This window comes from Microtetraspora glauca (genome assembly GCF_040656155.1).
Lineage (GTDB): Bacteria > Actinomycetota > Actinomycetes > Streptosporangiales > Streptosporangiaceae > Microtetraspora > Microtetraspora glauca.
Genome location: NZ_JBFALK010000004.1, coordinates 332,130 through 354,569 on the forward strand (window position 1 = coordinate 332,130; position 22,440 = coordinate 354,569).

The following is a 22,440-nucleotide window of genomic DNA, read 5'->3' on the forward strand; positions in this document are numbered from 1 at the left end:
GGTGTACCGGGGCCCGGGGGGGGGGGTCGGGGGGCCCGCCGGGGGGGGGGCCCACCCCCCACTGGGGCCGCCCCCCCGGGGGCCCCCCCCCCACGGCCGTGTACGGCTCCGGAGAGCCCCCGCTCAGCTGGAACGCTTGAAGATCTTGTTGCCCAGCCAGACCAGGGGGTCGTACTTCCGGTCGACGACGCGCTCCTTCATCGGGATCAGCGCGTTGTCCGTGATCTTGATGTGTTCCGGGCAGACCTCGGTGCAGCACTTGGTGATGTTGCAGTAGCCCAGGCCGTGCTCGTCCTGCGCGGACTCCTTGCGGTCGGCCACGTCGTACGGGTGCATGTCGAGCTCCGCGATCCGCATGAGGAAGCGCGGGCCGGCGAAGGCCTGCTTGTTCTCATCGTGGTCACGGATGACGTGGCAGACGTTGTTGCACATGAAGCACTCGATGCACTTGCGGAACTCCTGGGACCGCTCGACATCGACCTGCTGCATGCGGTACTCGCCCGGCTTGACGTCCTTGGGCGGAGTGAACGACGGGATCTCGCGCGCCTTCTGGTAGTTGAACGAGACGTCGGTCACCAGGTCCTTGATGACGGGGAACGTCCGCATCGGGGTGACCGTGATCGTCTCGGACTCCTCGAACGTGGACATCCGCGTCATGCAGCCCAGCCGCGGCTTGCCGTTGATCTCCATCGAACACGAGCCGCACTTGCCCGCCTTGCAGTTCCAGCGGACCGCGAGGTCGGGAGCCTGTGTGGCCTGCAGCCGGTGGATGACGTCGAGGACGACCTCGCCCTCGTTCACCTCGACGGTGAAGTCCTCCAGGCGGCCCTCGCCGCCCTCTCCGCGCCAGACGCGGAACTTGGCCTTGTATCCCATCACGACTCCTTGACCGCGTCGTACTCCGCCAGCTCGTCCTCGGTGAGGTACTTGCTGAGCTCCGTCCGATCGAACAGGGCCAGCAGGTCACCGCGCATCGACGGCTGGATCCGCTCCTCGACGCTCACGGCCGCGCCGTCCGGCGTCGCCGAGCAGACCAGGAGCCTGCGCCGCCACTCGGGCGACATCTTCGGGTAGTCGTCCCGGGTGTGCCCGCCCCGGCTCTCCTCGCGCAGGAGAGCGGCGCGCGCGACGCACTCGCTGACGAGCAGCATGTTGCGGAGGTCGAGGGCGAGGTGCCAGCCGGGGTTGTAGATCCGGCCGCCCGGAGAGGCGGTGTGCGTCGCCCGCTCCTTGAGCTTCTCGACCGCCTCCAGGGCCTCGGAGACCTCCTCGGCCTTGCGGATGATGCCGACGAGCTCGTTCATCGTCCGCTGCAGCTCGTGGTGGACCTCGTAGGGGTTCTCGCCGCCCGACCGCTCCAGGGGCGCGAGCGCCTCGGCCCGCGCGTCCTCGACCGCCGTCTCCGCCACGACCGGCCGCTTCGCCAGGCCGTTGACGTACGAGGCGGCGCCCTCACCGGCCCGGCGGCCGAAGACCAGCAGGTCGGACAGGGAGTTGCCGCCGAGGCGGTTGGAACCGTGCATGCCGCCGGAGACCTCGCCGGCCGCGAACAGGCCGGGCACGGACGCGGCGCCGGTGTCGGCGTCAACCTCCACACCGCCCATGATGTAGTGGCACGTCGGGCCGACCTGCATGGGCTCCTTGGTGATGTCGACGTCGGCCAGCTCCTTGAACTGGTGGTGCATCGACGGCAGCCGCTTGATGATCTCGGCGGCGGGCAGTCGGCTGGAGACGTCCAGGAAGACGCCGCCCTGCGGTGAGCCGCGGCCCGCCTTCACCTCGGAGTTGATGGCCCTGGCCACCTCGTCACGCGGCAGCAGCTCCGGAGGGCGGCGGTTGTTCGCCTGGTCGGTGTACCAGCGGTCGCCCTCCTCCTCCGTCGTGGCGTACTTGTCCTTGAACACGTCCGGCACGTAGTCGAACATGAAGCGCCGGCCCTCGGAGTTGCGCAGCACGCCGCCGTCGCCCCGGACGGACTCCGTGACGAGGATGCCGCGCACCGACGGCGGCCAGACCATGCCCGTCGGGTGGAACTGGATGAACTCCATGTTGATCAGCTTCGCGCCCGCGAGCAGGGCGAGCGCGTGGCCGTCACCGGTGTACTCCCAGGAGTTGGACGTGACGACGTAGGACTTGCCGATGCCGCCGGTGGCCAGCACCACGGCCGGGGCGTCGAAGAGGATGAACTTCCCGGTCTCCCGCCAGTAGCCGAAGGCCCCGGCGATCGCGTCGCCGTCCTTGAGCAGCCGGGTGACCGTGCACTCGGCGAAGACCTTGATGTACGCCTCGGGATCGCCGTGCAGCTTCTCGTCCTCCTGCTGGAGCGCGACGACGCGCTGCTGCAGGGTGCGGATGAGTTCGAGGCCGGTGCGGTCGCCGACGTGCGCCAGCCGGGGGTACTCGTGCCCTCCGAAGTTACGCTGGCTGATCTTGCCGTCCTTGGTGCGGTCGAACAGCGCGCCCCACGCCTCCAGCTCCCAGACCCGGTCCGGGGCCTCCTTGGCGTGCAGCTCGGCCATCCGCCAGTTGTTCAGGAACTTGCCTCCGCGCATGGTGTCGCGGAAGTGCACCATCCAGTTGTCGTCGGGGTTGACGTTCCCCATCGCGGCCGCGGCGCCGCCCTCGGCCATGACGGTGTGCGCCTTGCCGAAGAGCGACTTGCAGACGATGGCCGTGCGCTTGCCCTGCTGCCGCGCCTCGATCGCCGCGCGGAGTCCGGCGCCTCCCGCGCCGATGACGACGACGTCGTATTCGTGACGCTCGATTTCCACTGTGATCCCTCGTTAGGCGAACGGGAAGTTGATGATGCCCTTGGCGACCAGCCGCACATAGAGGTCGGCGATCATGACCGAGAACATCGACGCCCAGGCGAATTGCTGGTGCTTGGCGTTGAGTTTCGAGACGAAGGTCCACGCCTTGTACCTGAGCGGGTGCTTGGAGAAGTGGTTCAGGCGTCCCGCCGTGATGTGCCGGCAGGAATGGCAGCCGAAGGTGTAGGCCAGAATCAGGATCGCGTTGACCAGAAGGATGATCGACCCAAGACCCACATGTCCCCAGTTGCCCTCTTTATCCCTGAACGCGAGCACCGCGTCATAGGTGAGGATAAGTCCGATGATCACCGCGAAGTAGAAGAAGTAGCGGTGGATGTTCTGGATGATCAGCGGCAGGCGCGTCTCACCGGTGTACTTCCCGTGCGGCTCGGCCACCGAGCAGGCGGGCGGCGACAGCCAGAACGAGCGGTAGTAGGACTTGCGGTAGTAGTAGCAGGTGAGACGGAAGCCCCCGGGCAGGCCCAGGATCAGCAGCCCGGGGGGCCAGGTGTACCAGTCGCCGATGGGGGCCAGACCGAACAGGCGTGCCCCTTCGGGACACGCCGTCGCCAGGCAGGGCGAGGCGAAGGGCGCGATGTACGGCTCCGCCAGGTAGCTCTGGTCGAAAATCGCCCAGAACCCGTAAATAAGGAATGTCAGCAGCCCGGTGAATGTCAGCGCGGGGGCGAGCCACCATCTGTCGGTGCGCAGGGTGCGTACCTTGAGCTGGGCGCGCTGCTTTCTGGCCGGGTTTTCGGCCGTTGTCTGGGTCATCAGAGACCTCTCCACCTTCCGCGGACCCTGTTGTACGCCGAGGGGGTCCGGGTGTTCATTCGTGTCGCGCCGGCCGATGCGCCACAGGTGTAACAGCGAGGTGTGTAACAACGCCGACGCGTGTTGGTGGGGGATACGTTACGACGCTGACAGGGCAAAATGTGAGAAGGGTCACCCCCTATTTCGGCAAGAGAGTGTGATTGTCGTCACGTCTCGGGGGTGCTCCGGCAGTATTCCCCCACTTGTCCGGATTTATCGGGCGCTCTGGAAGACTGTCCCCTGACCAAAGGGGAGGTCGAGGCTGGAGTGACCCGAGAGAAACCGTCGCTCGCGGGGGCCGAACCGGTTCCGCGGCTCGCCCGGCTGACCGTCGCCGTCACGCTCACCGGTTTCGCCGCCGTGTACGTGCTGGCCGCCGACGGCGTGGCGGAGGCACTGCTGGCGGTGGCGATCCTCGTGCTCCAGCTCGCGTACGTCGTTCCCCGGTGGCGGCGCTTCCGCGGCCCGGCGTTGCTCGCCGTACAGGCGGTCCTCGCGGCGGTGGCGGTGCTCGGTCTCGGCGTGTCCGTCGGCGTGCTGGGGTTCCTGGCCGGTTCGTTGCTGCTGGTCTCGGCGTGGCCCGCGGCGGTCCTCGTCGTGGCCGGTGCGGCCCTCGTCCAGGCCGTGCGCTCGGCGGACACGCTCATCATGATCGACTCTACGATCAGCACGCTCCTCACCGCCCTGGTGATCTACGGCCTGACCCGGATGGCGGACCGGGTGGACGACGTCGCCGCCGCCCGGCTCGGGCTCGCGATGGCCGCCGTCGCCGAGGAGCGCCTCCGGATCGCCACCGAACTGAACGAGGGGATCGGCCGAGGGCTCGACGCCATCGAACGCGGCGCGAGCCGGGCCATGGGACGTACGGAATCGAGCGGCCAGGAGGCCGGGAGCGCGGAGGCGATCGACCCCGCGGCGAACAGCATCCCGGGGAACAGCTCCGCGAAGATCGGCCCAGTGGCGAACAGCTCGGAGGCGGACGGCTCCGAGGAGATGAAGGAGACGATCGGGGAGGTCGCCGCGACGGCCCGGCGCTGCCTCGCCGACGCGCGGTCGGCCGCGGCGGGATACCGCGCGCTGTCGCTCGCCCCGGAGGTGGCGACCGCGCGGGCGCTGCTGTCGGCGGCGGGGATCGAGGCGGTGGTGCGGATCGGCCACACCGAGCCGCTCGGGCCCGCCGGTGCCCTGCTCGCGACCGTGCTCCGCGACGCCGTCACCGACGTCGTACGGCACGGCACGGCCGGGCACTGCGTGATCGAGACCGCCCACCGCGACGGCATGGTCCGGCTGCGCGTGACCAACGACGGCGTGCGCACCGCGGGCGCGGGCGTCGAGGGACTCGACGACGTCATCGACCAGATGGCGGCGGCCGGGGAGGTGCGCGCCGGGCTCGATCCGGACGGCCGGTTCACGGTCGAGGCCGCCATCCCGGCCACGCCGCCCGCCCCACCACCGCCGGACACCGCCTACCGGCTGTCGATCGGCCTGCTCGCGACGGTAATCGCCGGATTCTGCGTGAAGGCCCTGCTGCTCGTCCCAGAAGAGCTGGTGCTTCCGGCGGCGGCGTGCCAGGCGGTGATCGCGTTCCTCCAGTTCCGGTCCGTACGCGGGCGACGTCCGTACGCGCTCGTGGCCATGGCCCTGCTCACCTATCCGCCCCTGTTCGTGTTCGACCGGGTCTGGCTGGGGGTGGCCGGTTTCCTGGCGGGGCCGCTGCTGCTCGCGTTCCGCCCGGCGGTGGCGTGGCCGCTCGTCATGGCCGTCATGGCGAGCGTGGCGGCGATCGGGGCCGCGTTGGGGTTGCCCGCGGGGATGGTGGTCAACTACACCGTCAGCACGCTGGTCACCGGGCTGGTGATCCATGGTCTGGTGCGGCTGGCCCGGTTCGTCAAGGAACTACAGGACTCGCGGGAGGAGCCGGCCCGCGCCGCGGTCGTCCAGGAGCGGCTGCGCGCGGCCCGTGACCTGCACGATCTCCTCGGCCACAACCTGGCGGCGATCCTGCTCAAGTGCGAGCTGGCCCGCCGCCTGGCGGACGCCGACCCGGAGCGGGCCCGGCGGGAGATCGCCGATGTCATGGCGATGGCCGAGCGGGCGGAGGCCGACCTGCGGAGCGCGTCGGGCGACCACCGCGAGATGTCATTGGAGGAGGAGGCGGACTCCGCCCGCTCCGTGCTGACCGCCGCCGGAATGGAGGTCCGGCTCTCGCTCGGCCACGGACCGCTGCCCGGCCCCGCGGAGACCGTACTCGCCACGGTCCTGCGCGAGGCGGTGACCAACGTGCTCAGGCACAGCTCCGCGCGGCGATGCCACATCGAGTCCGGAGCCTCCGAGGGCGTCGTACGGCTCGGCGTGGCGAACGACGGGGTGGGCCCGAACGCCGGGCGGACCCGGCCGGGCGCGGGCATCGGCAACCTCACCACCCGGATGGCCGCGCTCGGCGGGGAGCTGACGGCCAGGGCGGACGGGGACGGCTGGTTCCGGCTGCTGGCCGTCCTCGATGTGAGTGCCCTCCTAGATCCAGCCGGACTCCTGGGCGACGCGGACGGCGTCCGTGCGGTTGCGGGCGCCGAGCTTCGCCACGATCGCGGTGAGATAGTTGCGGACGGTCCCGGCGGTGAGGAACAGTTCCGCCGCGATCTCGGTCGCCCCGGCGCCACCGGCGGCCAGCCGTAGCACGTCCGCCTCGCGTGGCGTGAGGGGGTTGTCGGCGAGGTCCCAGGCGGCGACGGCCAACGAGGGGTCGAGGACGCGGCCTCCCGCGGCGATCGCGCGGATCGCCGCGATCAGGTCGTCCGGCGGCGCGGTCTTCAGCAGGAACCCGTTGACCTGGGCGCTCAGCGCCCGGCGCAGCTGGCCCGGCCTGCCGTGCCCGGTGAGCATGAGCGTGCGGCACTCGGGCAGCTTCGCGCGTAGCTCGGCCGCGGCGGCGAGGCCGTCCAGGCCGGGCATGTCGATGTCGAGCACGGCGACGTCCGGCCGGTGCCGGAGCGCGGCGGGCAGCACGGCGTCGCCGGAGCCGACGGCGTCCACCACCGTCAGGTCGTCCTCCAGTTCCAGCAACGCGACGAGTGCTCCGCGTACGACGTGCTGATCTTCGGCCAGCAGAACCCTGATCACGGCAACATGTCTATCAGTGTCCGACTCATGACGTCGTCATGGTCGACTGGTGATCGGCTCTCTGGTTCGCGTTCTCCCGCTTCAGCAGGCTGAACACCATGGACGACGCGGTACGGCTGGACGCCGTGAGCAAGGTGTACGGCAAGGGGCAGGGCGCGGTGGCCGCCCTGCGCGAGGTGACGATCGGCATCCCCCGCGGGGGCTTCACCGCGGTGATGGGGCCGTCCGGCTCGGGCAAGAGCACGTTCCTCCACTGCGCGGCCGGACTGGACCGGCCGACCTCCGGTTCGGTACGGCTCGGCGACATCGAACTGGCGGGGATGGACGAGACGCGGCTGACCGAGCTGCGCAGGGAGCGGGTCGGCTTCGTGTTCCAGGCGTTCAACCTGGTGTCGTCGCTCACGGTGCTGCAGAACATCACGCTGCCGCTGCGCCTCGCCGGGACCCGGGTCGACCGGGCCTGGCTGGACGAGGTGGTCCGCCGCGTCCGGCTCGACGGCCGTACCGGGCACCGGCCCGCCGAGCTCTCCGGCGGGCAGCAGCAGCGGGTGGCGATCGCCAGGGCGCTGGTGACGCGGCCCGAGGTGGTGTTCGGCGACGAGCCGACGGGCGCCCTCGACATGATGACGGCGCGAGACGTGCTCACCCTGCTCCGGGAGGTGGTGGACGGTCTCGGCCAGACGGTGGTGATGGTGACCCACGACCCGCTCGCCGCGTCGTACGCCGACACCGTGCTGTTCCTCGCCGACGGGCGCGTCGTCGACACGATGAGCGCCCCGACGGTCGACAGCGTCGCCGACCGCATGACCCGGCTGGGAGCGTGGGTGTGATGATCGGGTTCGCGCTGCACACCATGCGGAACCGCACGGCCGGCTTCGCCGGAGCGTTCTTCGCGCTGCTGTGCGCCGCCGCGCTCGTCTGCGCCTGCGGCGCCCTGCTGGAGACCGGACTGCGCGGCCAGGTTCGGCCCGAGCGGTACGCCGGCGCTCCCGTACTGGTCGCCGGGGACCAGAACGTGCGCGAGACGATCCTCAAGCAGAAGGGGGAGGGCGAGGTCAAGACGAAGGTCAAGGCCAAGCCGCTGTCCGAGCGGGCCTGGGTGCCCGCCTCGCTCGCCGGTCGGCTGGCGGGCGTCCCCGGAGTTCGTTCGGTGGTCGCCGAGGTGACCTTCCCCGTCCACGCGGGTGGTGCCCGGTACGCCGGCCACGGCTGGGAATCGGCCGCGCTGACCCCCTTCACCCTGCGTGAGGGACGCGCCCCGGCGGCGCCCGGCGAGGTGGTCGCCGACGCCGCGTCGGGGCTGGCCGTCGGCGGGCGGCTCACCGTCGAGACCGGGGGCGCGTACCGCGTCGTCGGCGTGACGGCGGAGGCGCTGGACAGCCAGGCCACCCTGTTCTTCGGCACGGCCGAGGCCCGCAGGCTGGCCGGGCTGCTGGGCGGGCGCGCGGACGACATGGTCAGCGCGATCGGCGTGTTCCCCGAGGGCGCCCCCACGGTTGTCCTGGAGGGCGTGAACGCGGTGCTGGAGGGCACGAACGCGCTCGCCTACACCGGGGACGACCGCGGCACGGTCGAGTTCCTCGACGCCGAGAAGGCCAGGGTCAAACTGATCAGCCTCGGCGGCGCGCTGGGCGGCACCTCGCTGCTGGTCGCGGTCCTCGTGGTGGTGGGCACGTTCGCGCTGTCGATCCAGCAGCGCCAGCGAGAGATCGCGCTGCTGCGCGCGGTGGCCGCCACGCCCCGGCAGATCAGGACGATGCTCGGCGGCGAGGCCCTGCTCATCGGCCTGGTCGCGGGCCTTCCCGGCACGGTGCTGGGGGTGGGGCTGGCGTTCTGGCTACGGTCGCGGTTCGTGGACCTCGGCGCCATGCCGGCGAACCTCGACCTGGTGCTGAGCCCGTTCCCCGCCTTCGCCGCGTTGGGGGCGACCGTGCTGGCGGCGTGGGCCGCGGCCAGGATCTCCGCTCGCCGTACCGTCAGGATCCGCCCGGTCGAGGCGCTGGGCGAGGCCGCGCTGCGCCGGTCCGGGCTGCCGTGGGGCCGCCTGGTCGCCGGGCTGCTCTGCCTCGGCGGCGCCGTCACGCTCACGCTGGTGCTGTCCACGCTGTCCAGCGAGGCCGCCTCCAGTCCGGTGACCATGCTGACCGCGCTGGTGTGGACGATCGCGGTCGCGCTGCTCGGCCCCGTCATCGCCCGGGTCGCCGTCACCGTGCTCGGGGCGCCGATGCGCGCCTTCCGGGTGGGCGGCCACCTCGCCGCGGCCAACCTGCGCGCGGGCACCTGCCGGCTCGCCGCCGTCGTCACCCCGCTCAGCCTGATGGTGGCGATGACCTGCACGATCCTGTTCGTCCAGACCACCATGGGGCACGCCGCCGAGACGCAGGCCCGAGCGGGGACCCGGGCCGACCACGTCCTCGGGCCGCGCGTCCCAGAGGCGGCCGCCGACGCCGTACGGAAGGTGCCCGGCGTGGTGGCGGTGACCGAGGTCCTGCGTACCTCGGTGCGGGTCGGCCTGGCGAAATACGGCGCGCAGGGCGTGACCCCCGCCGGTCTCGCGTCCACCATGGACCTCGGCGTGCTGAAGGGCTCCCTGGATCGCATGGGCGACGGCACGCTCGCGGTCAGCGAGACCGCGGCGGACGGCCTGGGCGTGTCCGTGGGCGACCGGGTGGCGCTGACGCTCGGCGACGGCACACCGGCGACGCTCACCGTCGCCGCCGTCTACACCCGCGGCCTCGGCTTCGCCGATCTCACGCTGCCGCACGACCTGGTCGCCGCGCACGTGGACGACCCCCTGGCCCGGACCGTGCTCGTGGCCGCCCCGTCCGTGGAACGGGCCGTGCTGGCCGCCGCGCTGCGCGACCATCCGGGCGTGAGCGTGCTGGACCGGGTCGAGGCGATCGTCACGCCGGCGGGCGCCGAGGTCAACTACGTCGCGATGGGCCTGATCATCGCCTTCACCGCCATCGCGGTCGTCAACACGCTCGTGATGGCGACCACCGACAGGGCCCGCGAGTTCGCGCTGCTCCGCCTCGTCGGCACCACCCGGCGGCAGATCATGCGCATGCTCCGCTGGGAGACCTTCGCCGCGGTGCTTGTCGCGGTCGCACTCGGTACGGGCGTCGCCCTGGTGACGCTCGCCGCGTTCGGCGCGGGGATGACCGGATCGGCCACGCCGTACGTGCCGCCGGTGACCTACCTGGCGGTCGTCGCGGCGGCGGCGGCGCTGGCCCTGGCCGCGACCGTCGTCCCCGCCCGGACGGTGCTTCGCGACCGGCCGGCCGACGTCATCGGGGCGAGGGAGTGACCGGGATCAGAACCGGTTCGCGGTGGAGGGCAGTTTGACCACGGTGACGAAGAAGTCATCGATCTGACGGACTACCCGGATGAACTGGTCGAAGTCCACCGGCTTGGACACGTACGCGTTGGCGTGCAGGTGGTAGCTGCGCATGATGTCCTCCTCCGCCTCGGACGTGGTGAGCACCACGACGGGGATGCTGCGCAGCTCCGGGTCGTCCTTGACCTCGGCCAGCACCTCCCGGCCGTCCTTGGCTGGTGGATTGTCCGCTTCGCTCAGCAGTTCCTCAACGAGGAAGGCGTCACCAGGATCGTCCTCTATCAGCAGCAGCGTCAGCATTTGGGGCAATGCCGCAACCATGCCTGGTGAGAGCGCGGTCACAAAACGCCTCTCTATTGCTATGACGGATAAATCTTGCCAAGAGCATGAACATTATCCGGTCAATGATTGCGGTCGAGTCTGCTATCAGACAATTTGTCAGTCCGAGCTGATGAGCTCGATGCCCTGGGGGAGGCTGCCGTCGTGGGCGGCCTCCGCGAGGTAGTAGAGCAACGTCGCGCGGAACGCCTCGGCCGCGCGGGTGGGCTCGACGTCCTTGCGGTGGGCCAGCGCGATGGTGCGGCGCAGGCCGGGGGGCGCGAGCGGCGTCCCCGCGAGGCCGGGCCGCCCGTCCAGCACCATGGACGGCACCACCGCGATCCCGAGACCCGCCTCGACGAAGCGCAGCACGGCGTCCATCTCCCCGCCCTCGACGGCGAACCGCGGCTCGAACCCCGCCTGCCGGCAGGCGGTCAGCGTCGCCTCGCGCAGGTCGTAGCCGCGCCGGAACATCACCAGCGGCCGCCCGCGCAGGTCCTCGATCCGCATGTACGGCCTGCGCCGGCCCGGGGGAGAGGCGACGACGAGGTTCTCCCTGAGGATCTCCTCGGTCACCAGGGAAGGGTCACTGCTCTGCAGCGGCAGGATGATGAGCGCGAGATCGAGCTGGCCCCTGGCCAGGTCGCGGACGAGGTCGCGTGAGCCGCTCTCCTCCACGAGCAGTTCCACGCCGGGATAGTCACGATGGAACCGGGCGAGGGCGTCGGCCAGCAGCCCCGCGCACAGGGACGGCGTGGCGCCGAGCCGTACCCGGCCCCGGCGCAGACCGGCCAGCTCGGCGACCTCGCGGCGCGCGGTCTCGGCGTCGGCGAGCATGCGGCGGGCGAGCGGCAGCAGCGCCTCGCCCGCGGGCGTCAGCGTCACGTTGCCGCGGGCCCGGCTGAACAGGGGCGCGCCGAGCTCGGTCTCCAGGGTCCTGATCTGCTTGCTGAGCGAAGGCTGGGCAACCCGCATCCGCTCGGCGGCATGGGTGAAGTGCCGGGTCTCGGCCACCGCCACGAAGTACGCGAGTTGCTGGAGCTGCACGCCTCCCTAGCGTACGGCTGTGAGATTTGTCGCATCCGGCCGAGGTCGCCGGAACGCGTAAGCCGTACGGGCCACAGGTCATAGCCTGCGGCTATGGGGACGACGCCCGCCGCGACTTGGACTCTCCTCGGAACCCGAACCTAGCGTGAGCAGCTGTGACAGCCACGATAGACCGGGGAGCGGCCACCAAGCCGGTCGCACCCCACGCAGCGCAGACAAGTCCCCCCACACGCCGCCGCCCGGGCCTCTTCGCCTCGTCGAACGGCAAGAAGGCCGTCATGGCCGTCACGGGTGCGATCCTGGTGCTCTTCCTCGTCGGCCACATGGTCGGCAATCTCAAGTCGTTCTTCGGAGCGGACTCCTTCAACCACTATGCCGAATGGCTGCGGACCGTGGGCTCGCCCGCCGTGCCCAACCGCGTGCTGCTGACCGTCGTCGAGATCGCTCTCGTACTCGCGGTGGCCCTGCACATGTGGTCCGCCGTGTCCCTCGCCCGCCGCGCGTCCAAGGCCCGGCCGGTGAAGTACGCCGCCAAGCGGAAGTCCCAGGCCAACGGGTACGCCACGCACACCATGCGGTACGGCGGCGTCATCATCGTGCTGTTCGTCGTCTGGCACCTGCTCGACATGACGTTCGGCGCGGTGAACCCCGAGGGCTTCGACGCCGAGCCGTATGACCGGCTGGTCGCGGGCTTCGACCCGTCGCGCTGGTGGGTGACCCTCTTCTACGTCGTGGCGATGATCATGGTCGGCCTGCACCTGCGGCACGGCCTGTGGAGCGCGTTCCAGACGCTGGGCCTGGCGAGCGGCCGCAGCTACGGGAAGCTGAAGGCGGCCGCCGCTCTGGTGTCGCTGGTTCTCGTGGTCGGTTTCCTCGCCGTGCCCGTCGGGGTGATGATCGGAGTGATCAAGTGAGCGAGCAGGAGACGCACGGCTACAAGGTCGGCGAGCCCATCAAGGACACGAAGGCGCCCGAGGGGCCGATCGAGGGTCGCTGGGACAAGCGTCGTTTCTCGGCGAAGCTGGTCAACCCGGCGAACAAGCGCAAGATCAACGTCATCGTGGTCGGCACCGGGCTGGCCGGAGGGTCGGCCGCCGCCACCCTCGGCGAGCTCGGCTACAAGGTCAAGTCGTTCTGCTACCAGGACTCGCCCCGGCGCGCGCACTCCATCGCCGCGCAGGGCGGGATCAACGCCGCGAAGAACTACCGCGGTGACGGCGACAGCATCTACCGGCTCTTCTACGACACGGTCAAGGGCGGCGACTTCCGCGCCCGCGAGTCCAACGTGTACCGGCTGGCGCAGGTCAGCGTGAACATCATCGACCAGGCCGTGGCCCAGGGCGTTCCCTTCGCCCGCGAGTACGGCGGCCTGCTGGACACCCGCTCCTTCGGTGGCGCGCAGGTGTCCCGTACGTTCTACGCCCGCGGCCAGACGGGCCAGCAGCTCCTGCTCGGCGCCTACTCGGCCCTGGAGCGCCAGATCGCGGCCGGGACCGTCGAGATGCACACCCGGCACGAGATGCTGGACGTGGTGGTCAGCGACGGGCGCGCCCGTGGCGTCATCGTCCGCGACATGGTGACCGGAGAGATCGAGACCCACCAGGCGGACGCGGTCGTCCTCGCGACCGGCGGGTACGGCAACGTCTTCTTCCTGTCCACCAACGCCAAGGGCTGCAACACCACGGCGATCTGGCGGGCGCACCAGCGCGGTGCGATGTTCGCCAACCCGTGCTACACGCAGATCCACCCGACCTGCATCCCCGTCAGCGGCGACTACCAGTCGAAGCTGACGCTGATGTCGGAGTCGCTGCGGAACGACGGCCGCGTGTGGGTGCCGCTGGCCAAGGGCGACGCCCGCAAGCCGGCCGACATCCCCGAGGATGAGCGCGATTACTACCTTGAGCGGATTTATCCCGCTTTCGGAAACCTCGTTCCGCGTGACATCGCCTCCCGCGCCGCCAAGAACGTCTGCGACGAGGGCCGCGGCGTCGGTCCCGGCGGCCTGGGCGTGTACCTGGACTTCGCGGACGCCATCACCCGCCTCGGCCGTGACGCGGTCGAGAAGAAGTACGGCAACCTCTTCGAGATGTACGAGCGCATCACCGGGGAGAACCCGTACGAGGCGCCGATGCGCATCTACCCCGCCGTGCACTACACGATGGGCGGCCTGTGGGTGGACTACGACCTGCAGTCCACCATCCCCGGCCTGTTCGTCATCGGTGAGGCGAACTTCTCCGACCACGGCGCCAACCGCCTCGGCGCGTCCGCGCTGATGCAGGGCCTGGCCGACGGCTACTTCGTGCTGCCGACGACCATCGGCGACTACCTCGCGGGCGCGACCGCGTTCGACGAGGTGGACGAGGAGGCCGTGACGCAGGCGCGCGAGGCCGTCCAGCAGAAGATCGACAAGCTGCTCAGCGTCAACGGCACGCGGACCGCCGACTCCTACCACCGCGAGCTCGGCAAGCTCATGTGGGACTACTGCGGCATGGAGCGCACCGAGGAGTCGCTGCGCAAGGCCCTGGAGCGGATCCCCGAGCTGCGTGAGGAGTTCTGGAACAACGTGAAGGTGCCGGGCGACCCCGAGGGCCTCAACCAGGCTCTCGAGCGCGCCGGTCGGGTCGCGGACTTCTTCGACCTGGCGGAGCTCATGTGCATCGACGCGCTTCACCGTACGGAGTCCTGTGGCGGCCACTTCCGCGCCGAGTCCCAGGACCAGGACGGAGAGGCCCTGCGCGACGACGACAACTTCGCCTATGTCGCCGCCTGGGAGTGGGGCGAGGACGGCCCGACCCTGCACAAGGAAGTGCTCGACTACGAGTACGTCAAGATGACCCAGCGGAGCTACAAGTGAGCGCACCCGACGCAGTGAGCGGAGTGAAAAGCGCCGCGCAGCAAGCTTTTCGCGTAGCGAATGAGGAGTGGTGAGCGAACGATGGGCATGAACCTGACACTGAAGGTCTGGCGTCAGAACGGCTCGTCCGACGAGGGTCGGATGGTGACCTACAAGGTCGAGGACGTCTCGCCGGACATGTCGTTCCTGGAGATGCTGGACGTACTCAACGAGCGGCTCATCCTGGAGGGCGACGACCCGGTCGCCTTCGACCACGACTGCCGCGAGGGCATCTGCGGCATGTGCGGCATGGTGATCAACGGGGTCGCGCACGGCGAGCAGCGCGCGACCACCACCTGCCAGCTCCACATGCGGCACTTCGAGGACGGCGCCGAGATCACCATCGAGCCCTGGCGCGCGGCGCCCTTCCCGGTGGTGAAGGACCTCGTCGTGGACCGGTCGGCGTTCGACCGGATCATCCAGGCCGGCGGCTTCATCAGCGTCCCGGCGGGTTCGGCTCCGGACGCGCACAGCGTCCCGGTGAAGAAGGACGACGCGGACGCGGCGTTCGACGCGGCCACCTGCATCGGCTGCGGCGCCTGTGTGGCCGCCTGCCCGAACGGGTCGGCCTCGTTGTTCACCGCCGCGAAGATCACGCACCTGGGCCTGCTGCCGCAGGGTCAGCCGGAGCGCGACTCGCGGGCGAAGGCCATGGTCGAGCAGATGGACATGGAGGGTTTCGGCGGCTGCACCAACACCGGTGAGTGCACCGCGGTCTGTCCGAAGGGCATCCCCCTCGACACGATCGCCCGGATGAACGCCGACTACCTGAAGGCGTCCAAGTAACGAGACCGGAGTGCCGGGGTGACGGTCCGCCGTCGCCCCGGTCCGTTCCCGCGGGGCGCGAGCCGTACAGACGATGTACGGCTCGCGCCTTTTCGCGTTCCAGGGGACGCGCGGCGGTTCTTCGGTGCGGGTTCATGTCGGTCGTCCTCTGTTCACGGATTTCTCAGGCCAGATGATTATCGGATGTGAAACTTCCCCTTGGGGAAGGCTGTGGAGTGCGCATTTCTGCCGATCTTGAATGCTCTGACCTGCGGCGATGAATATTTCATGAGCCGGAGGCGTCGTTCTCTGAGGAATTAATGAAGAATGTGGGTGGCGCTTTTCCCAGTCCTGTGGATGTACGTTTTTCGGCGAGCGAGACCGGCGGCACCTGGAAGGCCGACTTCTCCGGTACCGGCACGAAGGCGAAGTCCTCGGGGACCGCCTATGTGAGGTGACTCCGCCGTCTGGAGCGTCAGCAGGGGATGGACGCGGCCCCGGCTCCTTGAGGGGGCCGGGGCCGCGTCATTGGTCTCTGGCGTCCGGGCCGTAGCGGCCCGCTGTAGGGGCGGTTGGATCAGCGGGTCGGCCACAACTTCACCGTGTCGTCGTCGCTGCCGGTGGCGATGGTTCTGCCGTCCGGGCTGAAGGCCACCGTTTCGACAGTGCCTGTGTGGCCGGTGAGGGTGGCAGTCGTCCTAAGGTCGGCCACGTCCCGCAACTCCACCGTGTTGTAGCCGCCGGTGGCGAGGATTCCGCCGTCCGGGCTGAAGGCCACCGTGTAGACCCCTCTGGTGTGGCCGGTGAGGGTGGCGATGCTCTTACGGCCGGCCACGTCCCACAGCCGCACGGTGTTGTCCTGGCCGGCGGTGGCGAGGGTTCTGCCGTCCGGGCTGAAGGCCACCGAGAAGACCTCCCTGGTGTGGCCGGTGAGGGTGGCGATGGTTCTACGGCCGGCCACGTCCCACAGCCGCACGGTGCTGTCGTCGCCGCCGGTGGCGAGGGTCCTGCCGTCCGGGCTGAAGGCCACCGAGTAGACCCAGCCGGTGTGGAGCGTGGCGATGCTCTTACGGCCGGCCACGTCCCACAGCCGCACGGTGTTGTCGTCGCTGCCGGTGGCGAGGATTCCGCCGTCCGGGCTGAAGGCCACCGACAAGACCCATCCGGTGTGGCCGGTGAGGGTGGCGATGCTCTTACGGCCGGCCACGTCCCACAGCCGCACGGTGTTGTCGTCGCTGCCGGTGGCGAGGGTTCTGCCGTCCGGGCTGAAGGCCACCGAGGAGACCCATCCGGTGTGGCCGGTGAGGGTGGCGATGCTCTTACGGCCGGCCACGTCCCACAGCCGCCCAGTGCCGTCGCGGCTGCCGGTGGCGAGGATTCTGCCGTCCGGGCTGAAGGCCACCGAGGAGACCCATCCGGTGTGGCCGGTGAGGGTGGCGGTCGGTGCGAAGTCGGGGATGCCGGTGGAGAGAGCGATTGTGACCGGTACGCCGATGGCGGTGACGGCACCGAGTCCGGCCAGGAGCAGGACACGGCGCCGGGGCATCCGCCGATCCGCGGCGGGGGTCGGCGCTGCCGCAGTTTGAGAGGTCACCTGGCTGCTACCTCGGCCTTCGGCCCGGACGTTCCGGCGTCGCCCGGCCGCGTCCGCGCCAAGATCGTCACGGACGTGGTTCCGCCATCGTCGGTACGGCTGACCGGGGCACCGAGCACGGCCGCCAGGTAGTGCATTGTGTTGGCGCGCATGCGGACCAGCTTCATCGGGGCGTCTTGGACGCCACTTGTCTCGTGCTAGAACGCCTGCTCGGCTGTTGTCCGGAAGCCATGGCCCGCTACCGGATTCGTCCGCAGTGCCCCGGCCCGCGCCCGGTCGGTGCTCACGCCTCGCGTACGGGAGCGTCCGGGGTCAGGATGCGCTCGACCGCGTCCGCGACCAGATCATCGACCTGTGATCCGGGAAAGATGTCGGGCAGGGTGAGCCGCTCCAGGATCAGCCAGTTCAGCGCCATGTAGAGCAGCACCACCGTGGTGGCGTCTCCCGGCATCCCGGACTCCAGGTGGAAGCCGATGTTGGCGTCCAGGTCGGCCCGGATCCTGCGGGTGAGCACCGCGCGTAGTTCGGGGCGGCGGGTGGCTTCCAGGCGCAGCTCGATCAGGGCCAGGTAGCCCGCCGGGAAGTCGGTCAGGCGGCCCACCATCTCGCGCATCAGCGCGGTGAGGTGGGCGCGGTCGCGTGGCCCCTCCACCACCTCGGCGAAGGCCGACGCGTCCGGCTGCCACCGCTCGTAGACGCGTGCCCCCGCCTGTGTCAGCAGGTCGTCGCGGTTGGTGAAGTAGTTCGACGCCGTGCCGTTCGGCACCTTCGCCTCGCTGTCCACGGCGCGGAAGGTCAGTCCGCGCGCGCCCTCGCGGGCCAGGACCTCGATGGCGGCGTCGACGAGCGCCGCCCGCCTGGCCGGATTCTGCCGCATCGCATCTCCAACGATCTCGGTTGACACCACTCTGGATGTAGTACTACGGTCTAACCACTCCAGGCAGAGTACTACATACGTAGCGACGAAAGGCCCCGTATGCGAGTCGAGTTCACCGCACTGTCCACCGCTTCCGCCGCGATGGCCGCGCCGGGTTGGAGGGGGACACCGACGCCAATCCCGCCGCAGCCCCGGCACGACCGCCGCCAGGCTCCGAGGCCGCGATCCGTACCCCGGCCGAGGCCGCTGCCCAAGCCCGGCGGAGCCAGGTGAGCGGCGGTCGGGTCCACCGCTCACGCGACCGCTGAGAACGCCACCGAGAACGACCCAGGAAACGACGTCGGATTCGGCACAGAGCCCCATATGGGGCTCCACCAGAAGACGACACCTGACACGACACCAGAACGACACGGAAAAGGATCAGATGCGAAAGCTCACGTACTACGTCGGCATGACCATCGACGGCTTCATCGCCGCCCCGGACGGCAACGCAGACTTCTTCCCCGTGACCCAGGACGTCGTGGACTTCATCCGCGACGACTATCCGGACACGCTGCCGAGCCATCTCCGGGCCCAACTCGGCGTCGACGACGGCAACCGGGACTTCGACACCGCGGTGCAGGGACGCCTCACCTACGAGCCCGCCCTGGCAGTCGGCGTGACCAGCCCGTACGCGCACCTGCGCCAGTACGTGGTGTCCCGGAGCATCACCGACAGTCCCGACCCGGCGGTCGAGATCGTCACCGGCGATCCGCTCGCCAAGATCCGCGAACTCAAGGCCGAGGACGGCAAGGACATCTACCTGGCCGGCGGTGGTCGCCTCGCGGGCACCCTGCTCCCAGAGATCGACGAACTGGTCATCAAGCTCTACCCGGTCGTCGCCGGGTCCGGCATCCCATTGTTCACCGCCGACTTCTCCCCGGCGTACTTCGACCTCACCGGTACCCGCGTCCTCGAAAGCGGGATGGTTGTCCTCACGTACAAGAGGAGGTGATCGGGGCTCATCAACCCCGGCCCGTCAGAGGGGCATGACCTGGCACGGGACCAACCGGCACGGCCCCTTCGCGGGTCCCGCCCGTCCGGCGCACATGATCCCGGCCGCGTCCCGGCTGCTAGGGTGCCGGACATGGGTTGCACATGCTTCATGAGGCTGCGCCGCGCCTAGCGGCGGGCTGACCTCACTGTTCACCAGCTCCGCCGCACATCGGAGTCATCGCCGGTGCGGCACCGCATGCTGCCCGGCTCCGATCTTCCAGCGCGGAGCAACCCATGTCTCACCCCTATCAGGGCGGCCGGCACGAGCTCGGTCAGAACTTCCTCGTCGACCGTTCGGTGATCGCCACCGTCGAACGACTCGTCGCGCGTACGAGCGGGCCGATCGTGGAGATCGGCCCCGGAGACGGCGCCGTGACCCTGCCGCTGAGCCGATCCGGCCGACCGATAACGGCGGTGGAGATCGATCCGAAGCGCGCACGGCGGCTGGAACGGCGCACCCCGGAGAACGTGGTCGTCGTCAACTCGGACATCCTGCGTTTCCGGTTCCCCAGGCACCCGCACGTGATCGTCGGCAATCTGCCCTTCCACCTGACGACCTCGATCATGCGGCGGCTTCTCGCGGAAGACCGGTGGCACGCGGCGGTGCTGCTGGTGCAGTGGGAGGTCGCCCGGCGGCGGGCGGGAGTGGGAGGAGCCAGCCTGCTGACCGCGAGTTGGTGGCCGTGGTACGAGTTCGAGGCGCACTCGCGGGTTCCGGCCCGATCGTTCCGGCCCGTGCCCTCGGTCGACGGCGGGCTGCTCACCATGGTCCGCCGGGCGTGCCCGCTCGTCCCCGACCGCAGGCCGTACCAGGACTTCGTCAAGCAGGTCTTCACCGGACGAGGGCGCGGACTGCGCGAGATCCTCGACCTGACGGGCCGGGTCCACCGTACGGCGCTCCGCGACTGGCTGCGGGCGGATCGTGTGTCCCCGTACGCGCTGCCGAAGGATCTCACCGCCGACCAGTGGGCCTCCCTGTGGCGTCTCACCCTGGCCGATGCCGCCGACCGCCCATCGCCGATACGGCGCGCACGACGCTGATTCCGGTACGGAGGCGTCTGCCGCCTCACGTCGTCCGGTACGACCACGATCCCCTAGGACGGGCCCCGCCGGCTTCGGTCGGCGCGGGCGCCTTCGCCATCGCCCCGATGGAGGACCATGGTGGGCCGGGTCTCGCATCGCTAGGGTGAGGAGATCACCGCGCATGGAGGAGCCGATGCCCGCTGGCCCGCTGGAGCCGGGAGACCCGCGCGTGCTGGGGGAGTTCGAGGTCGTCGGGCGTCTGGGCGAGGGCGGGCAGGGGATCGTCTACGAGGGGCGGACCCGGTCCGGCGAGCGGGTGGCGATCAAAGTACTTCGCAGCGGCGCGGATCCCGCCTCGCGCCGCCGGTTGGCCAGGGAGCTGCAGTCGGCACTGCGGGTGGCCCCCTTCTGTACGGCCCGGGTGCTGGCGGCGGAGACCGACCGGCCCGTCCCCTACGTCGTGAGCGAGTTCATCGCGGGCCCCTCACTGCAGGATCGGGTGCGTGAGGAGGGCCCCCTGCGTGAGGGCGACCTCGATCGCCTGGCGGTCGCCACGGCTACCGCGCTCGCCGCCATCCACAGCGCGGGAGTCATCCATCGGGATTTCAAACCGGCCAACGTGCTGCTCGGCCCAGACGGCCCACGGGTGGTCGACTTCGGCATCGCCCAGTTGCTCGACGCGAGCACGATGCCCTCGGCCCTGTCCGGCACCCCGCCGTACATGGCTCCCGAGCAGTTGGGCGGCGTGCACGGATCGCCCGCGGCCGACGTGTTCTCCTGGGCGGCGACCATGGTCTACGCAGCCACCGGCCGTGCGCCGTTCGGCAGCGACACCGTCGCCGCGGTCTTCAGCCGGATCCTCAACGCCGAGCCCGACCTCACGGACGTTCCGTCGCCTCTGCGGGAGACGCTGGCCGTCTGCCTCGCCAAGGATCCCGGGGTACGCCCCTCCGCCCGGGAGCTCATGATTCGCCTGGTCGAGCCCGGAGCCCCGACCGTCACGGTCCCCGACGTCGGCCCGGTGCCCACCGCCTACCTGCCCGCTGACTGGGGTGACCGGGCGGATCAGGTTCCAGCTGCGGCCGGTCCTGGGCCGACCGGACCGCTTTTAACCGATTCGTCCGGAACGCAGAGTCCGGCCGGCTCCGCGTACGGCCTGGCACCCACCCGCCATCTCGGCCGTTCCGACACGGCGGTGCGGGAAACGGCGCCGCGGCACGGCGAGCCGGTGCCCCGACAAGGGCGGCGGCCTGCCGTACTGATCGCGATCACCGGTACCGCCGCGGCGCTCGTGACGGCGGTGGCGCTGTACGCCACAGGGACGCTCGGTGGCCCCTCCGACCGCGACGGCGACGGCAACGGCGCGGCGAGGCCGGAGGCCGCTGCCGACACCGGCGGGGACTCCGGATCACGCTCGGTCGCAGGCGGGCAACCGGCTTCCGCGCCACCGTCGACGCCGCCCTCGGCCCAGCCGGGAGGCGGAGTCCCGGAGGCGTTCGCCGGAACGTGGACGGGCCAGGTCGTCTCGCAGGACGATCGGCAGAAGACCGCCGACGTCACGCTCACTCTGCTGCGTGACCAGCCGACGGGGACGTGGCGGGCCGGCGCGTGCGAGCAGCAGGTCACGCTGACCCGGGTCAGGACCGGGAGCGTGCTCGACCTGACCCGCGTACAGCGGAATCAGTGTGTGGGGGGAGACATGACCCTCACTCTGAAAGACCGGGCGACCCTGGACTTCGTGGGCCAGGAGGGCGCGAGCGCGCTGGAGTATCGCGGGAACCTGTACCGGTCCTGACGCGGGACCGGCCCAGGCACGTGACCACGCTTCGCACCGCCACCGGACGCCCGGTCGACGCTCAACCCGCCCGCGCGATCTGGAACGAGTAGGCCCCGGTCTTCGCCGCACCTGATCTGACCACGAGCGCGTACCGGCCGTCTCCATTGGAGAGCGGGATGTCCGACTCGTATCCGCAGAGTGGGACGGGCTGCCGTGGGCCGGCGATGTTCTTCTCCGCGGCATCCGTGAGCTCCAGCTCGATGGCCGTGCACGCCCCGGCCCCACCGAGGATCTTGATGGCCGAGGCGCCGTCCGCGTCGAACTCGAAACGGTCGATGCGTCCTGGGACGTCCAGCCGTCCCGCGCCGTCCGGGCTGCCCTCGCCGATCTTCAGGCCGATCGTCGCCGGGAACGTGCGGACCTTCACCGTCGCGATCCTGAAACTGTACGGCCCGATGACGTTCGTGTTCCCGAAGACCTCCAGCCGGTGCTTGCCCGCCTTGGTCAACGTGACGACCGACGTGCCCCAGCTGAGAGCGATGCCGGACGGGCTGACCGGCTGGTCGTCGACCTCGGAGAACACCTGGAACTGGATGTCGCCGCCGTTCATGTCGGTGACGTAGAAATCCCTGGCGTCGCCCAGGTCCAGGGTGAACGTGTCCCTCTGCCCGGCGCGGGTGAGCTCGGCCGCGACGGTGCTGCCGTCGACGAGGGCCCCACCCGGCCGAACATCCGTCTGGGCCTGGGCCGGGTCGCCCGTCTCGGTCGTGGTCGCGGCCGGCTCGCTGTTCTCCGTGGGGCGGGTGGTCTCGGTGGTCGGGGTGGTCTCGGTCGCCGTGCTGGTCACGCGCTCCGGAACGGCCTGATCGCTCCGGAGCGCGTCAACGCCGGAACCGCATCCGGTGATGGTCAGGAGCACGAAGGTCGCGCCGGCGGCAAGCCGGCGGGGCACGCTGAGGCGTCCAGTGGGGGAGGCTTTCATGCCAGCCATTGTGCGAAGCCTGCTTGCAGCCAGCTTGCCGTTGTGGATT

General features: G+C 70.2%; 18 protein-coding genes and 1 pseudogene. 9 read left to right on the forward strand and 10 right to left on the reverse strand.

Annotated features, from left to right (window positions below):
• Window positions 1-123 precede the first annotated feature (123 nt).
• The 3 genes from AB0I59_RS10525 to sdhC are packed head-to-tail and all read right to left on the reverse strand — an operon-like array spanning window position 124 to window position 3,584.
• Window positions 124-876, reverse strand: a complete 753-nt coding sequence (locus tag AB0I59_RS10525) for a succinate dehydrogenase/fumarate reductase iron-sulfur subunit (protein WP_061259388.1) — start codon at window positions 874-876, stop codon at window positions 124-126.
• On the reverse strand, window positions 876-2,771 hold the full coding sequence (locus AB0I59_RS10530) for a fumarate reductase/succinate dehydrogenase flavoprotein subunit (protein WP_061259387.1): 1,896 nt from the start codon (window positions 2,769-2,771) through the stop codon (window positions 876-878). Before AB0I59_RS10530 ends, AB0I59_RS10525 begins: the two co-directional genes overlap by 1 nt.
• Before the next feature lie 12 nt (window positions 2,772-2,783).
• Window positions 2,784-3,584: a succinate dehydrogenase subunit SdhC gene (gene sdhC / locus AB0I59_RS10535; protein WP_061259386.1), complete on the reverse strand. Its 801-nt coding sequence runs from the start codon at window positions 3,582-3,584 to the stop codon at window positions 2,784-2,786.
• Window positions 3,585-5,435: 1,851 nt separating this feature from the next.
• Here sdhC and AB0I59_RS10540 point away from each other — a divergent pair.
• Window positions 5,436-5,702 (forward strand): annotated as a pseudogene (locus AB0I59_RS10540) (histidine kinase); the annotation flags it as partial.
• A 435-nt stretch (window positions 5,703-6,137) separates the two neighbouring features.
• On the opposite strand, the gene AB0I59_RS10545 reads toward AB0I59_RS10540, so the two are convergent.
• A complete protein-coding gene (locus AB0I59_RS10545) occupies window positions 6,138-6,743 on the reverse strand; it encodes a response regulator transcription factor (protein WP_061259385.1) in 606 nt (201 codons plus the stop codon).
• Window positions 6,744-6,841: 98 nt separating this feature from the next.
• Between AB0I59_RS10545 and AB0I59_RS10550 the strand changes: the two genes are divergently transcribed.
• Together AB0I59_RS10550 and AB0I59_RS10555 are read left to right on the forward strand one after the other, a co-directional pair.
• Window positions 6,842-7,573 (forward strand): ABC transporter ATP-binding protein, encoded by a 732-nt coding sequence (locus AB0I59_RS10550; RefSeq protein ID WP_061259384.1) that lies wholly within the window; start codon window positions 6,842-6,844, stop codon window positions 7,571-7,573.
• Window positions 7,573-10,050, forward strand: a complete 2,478-nt coding sequence (locus tag AB0I59_RS10555) for an ABC transporter permease (protein WP_358131925.1) — start codon at window positions 7,573-7,575, stop codon at window positions 10,048-10,050. Before AB0I59_RS10550 ends, AB0I59_RS10555 begins: the two co-directional genes overlap by 1 nt.
• Window positions 10,051-10,056: 6 nt before the next feature.
• Here the strand turns inward: AB0I59_RS10555 and AB0I59_RS10560 are convergent, their stop codons facing one another.
• Together AB0I59_RS10560 and AB0I59_RS10565 are read right to left on the reverse strand one after the other, a co-directional pair.
• On the reverse strand, window positions 10,057-10,380 hold the full coding sequence (locus tag AB0I59_RS10560; protein WP_358132050.1) for a response regulator: 324 nt from the start codon (window positions 10,378-10,380) through the stop codon (window positions 10,057-10,059).
• A 138-nt stretch (window positions 10,381-10,518) separates the two neighbouring features.
• Window positions 10,519-11,445, reverse strand: a complete 927-nt coding sequence (locus tag AB0I59_RS10565) for a LysR family transcriptional regulator (protein WP_061259382.1) — start codon at window positions 11,443-11,445, stop codon at window positions 10,519-10,521.
• A gap of 155 nt (window positions 11,446-11,600) precedes the next feature.
• Between AB0I59_RS10565 and AB0I59_RS10570 the strand changes: the two genes are divergently transcribed.
• From AB0I59_RS10570 to AB0I59_RS10580, 3 genes are all read left to right on the forward strand, one after another.
• Window positions 11,601-12,359, forward strand: a complete 759-nt coding sequence (locus AB0I59_RS10570; RefSeq protein ID WP_082777374.1) for a succinate dehydrogenase cytochrome b subunit — start codon at window positions 11,601-11,603, stop codon at window positions 12,357-12,359.
• Window positions 12,356-14,299: a fumarate reductase/succinate dehydrogenase flavoprotein subunit gene (locus tag AB0I59_RS10575; protein ID WP_358131927.1), complete on the forward strand. Its 1,944-nt coding sequence runs from the start codon at window positions 12,356-12,358 to the stop codon at window positions 14,297-14,299. Before AB0I59_RS10570 ends, AB0I59_RS10575 begins: the two co-directional genes overlap by 4 nt.
• An 87-nt stretch (window positions 14,300-14,386) precedes the next feature.
• On the forward strand, window positions 14,387-15,124 hold the full coding sequence (locus tag AB0I59_RS10580) for a succinate dehydrogenase/fumarate reductase iron-sulfur subunit (RefSeq protein ID WP_061259407.1): 738 nt from the start codon (window positions 14,387-14,389) through the stop codon (window positions 15,122-15,124).
• Window positions 15,125-15,680: 556 nt separating this feature from the next.
• Here the strand turns inward: AB0I59_RS10580 and AB0I59_RS10585 are convergent.
• The 3 genes from AB0I59_RS10585 to AB0I59_RS10595 form a co-directional block, all read right to left on the reverse strand.
• Window positions 15,681-16,649, reverse strand: a complete 969-nt coding sequence (locus tag AB0I59_RS10585; protein ID WP_061259379.1) for a WD40 repeat domain-containing protein — start codon at window positions 16,647-16,649, stop codon at window positions 15,681-15,683.
• A gap of 44 nt (window positions 16,650-16,693) precedes the next feature.
• Window positions 16,694-16,849, reverse strand: a complete 156-nt coding sequence (locus tag AB0I59_RS10590) for a hypothetical protein (RefSeq protein WP_358131929.1) — start codon at window positions 16,847-16,849, stop codon at window positions 16,694-16,696.
• Window positions 16,850-16,980: 131 nt separating this feature from the next.
• Window positions 16,981-17,574, reverse strand: a complete 594-nt coding sequence (locus tag AB0I59_RS10595; protein ID WP_061259378.1) for a TetR/AcrR family transcriptional regulator — start codon at window positions 17,572-17,574, stop codon at window positions 16,981-16,983.
• Between the two features lie 424 nt (window positions 17,575-17,998).
• On the opposite strand from AB0I59_RS10595, the gene AB0I59_RS10600 reads away from it, so the two are divergent.
• The 3 genes from AB0I59_RS10600 to AB0I59_RS10610 all read left to right on the forward strand — a co-directional run bounded on the left by AB0I59_RS10600 (window position 17,999) and on the right by AB0I59_RS10610 (window position 21,427).
• Window positions 17,999-18,568, forward strand: a complete 570-nt coding sequence (locus tag AB0I59_RS10600) for a dihydrofolate reductase family protein (RefSeq protein WP_061259377.1) — start codon at window positions 17,999-18,001, stop codon at window positions 18,566-18,568.
• Between the two features lie 275 nt (window positions 18,569-18,843).
• Window positions 18,844-19,650 (forward strand): 23S ribosomal RNA methyltransferase Erm, encoded by an 807-nt coding sequence (erm, locus tag AB0I59_RS10605; protein WP_358131931.1) that lies wholly within the window; start codon window positions 18,844-18,846, stop codon window positions 19,648-19,650.
• 175 nt (window positions 19,651-19,825) lie between these two features.
• Window positions 19,826-21,427: a serine/threonine protein kinase gene (locus tag AB0I59_RS10610; RefSeq protein ID WP_358131933.1), complete on the forward strand. Its 1,602-nt coding sequence runs from the start codon at window positions 19,826-19,828 to the stop codon at window positions 21,425-21,427.
• A 61-nt stretch (window positions 21,428-21,488) separates the two neighbouring features.
• On the opposite strand, the gene AB0I59_RS10615 is transcribed toward AB0I59_RS10610, so the two are convergent.
• Complete coding sequence (locus AB0I59_RS10615; RefSeq protein ID WP_358131935.1) at window positions 21,489-22,391, reverse strand: hypothetical protein; 903 nt, start codon at window positions 22,389-22,391, stop codon at window positions 21,489-21,491.
• Window positions 22,392-22,440: the final 49 nt, after the last annotated feature.

Excerpts from the sequence above, each read along its gene's own strand:
- AB0I59_RS10525 (WP_061259388.1), bottom strand. The coding sequence starts at position 876 with ATGGGATACAAGGCCAAGTTCCGCGTCTGGCGCGGAGAGGGCGGCGAG.
- sdhC (WP_061259386.1), bottom strand. The coding sequence starts at position 3,584 with ATGACCCAGACAACGGCCGAAAACCCGGCCAGAAAGCAGCGCGCCCAG.
- AB0I59_RS10550 (WP_061259384.1), top strand. The coding sequence starts at position 6,842 with ATGGACGACGCGGTACGGCTGGACGCCGTGAGCAAGGTGTACGGCAAG.
- AB0I59_RS10555 (WP_358131925.1), top strand. The coding sequence starts at position 7,573 with ATGATCGGGTTCGCGCTGCACACCATGCGGAACCGCACGGCCGGCTTC.
- AB0I59_RS10560 (WP_358132050.1), bottom strand. The coding sequence starts at position 10,380 with ATGCTGACGCTGCTGCTGATAGAGGACGATCCTGGTGACGCCTTCCTC.
- AB0I59_RS10580 (WP_061259407.1), top strand. The coding sequence starts at position 14,387 with ATGAACCTGACACTGAAGGTCTGGCGTCAGAACGGCTCGTCCGACGAG.
- AB0I59_RS10585 (WP_061259379.1), bottom strand. The coding sequence starts at position 16,649 with ATGCCCCGGCGCCGTGTCCTGCTCCTGGCCGGACTCGGTGCCGTCACC.
- AB0I59_RS10590 (WP_358131929.1), bottom strand. The coding sequence starts at position 16,849 with ATGCGCGCCAACACAATGCACTACCTGGCGGCCGTGCTCGGTGCCCCG.
- AB0I59_RS10595 (WP_061259378.1), bottom strand. The coding sequence starts at position 17,574 with ATGCGGCAGAATCCGGCCAGGCGGGCGGCGCTCGTCGACGCCGCCATC.
- AB0I59_RS10600 (WP_061259377.1), top strand. The coding sequence starts at position 17,999 with ATGCGAAAGCTCACGTACTACGTCGGCATGACCATCGACGGCTTCATC.
- erm (WP_358131931.1), top strand. The coding sequence starts at position 18,844 with ATGTCTCACCCCTATCAGGGCGGCCGGCACGAGCTCGGTCAGAACTTC.
- AB0I59_RS10610 (WP_358131933.1), top strand. The coding sequence starts at position 19,826 with ATGCCCGCTGGCCCGCTGGAGCCGGGAGACCCGCGCGTGCTGGGGGAG.
- AB0I59_RS10615 (WP_358131935.1), bottom strand. The coding sequence starts at position 22,391 with ATGAAAGCCTCCCCCACTGGACGCCTCAGCGTGCCCCGCCGGCTTGCC.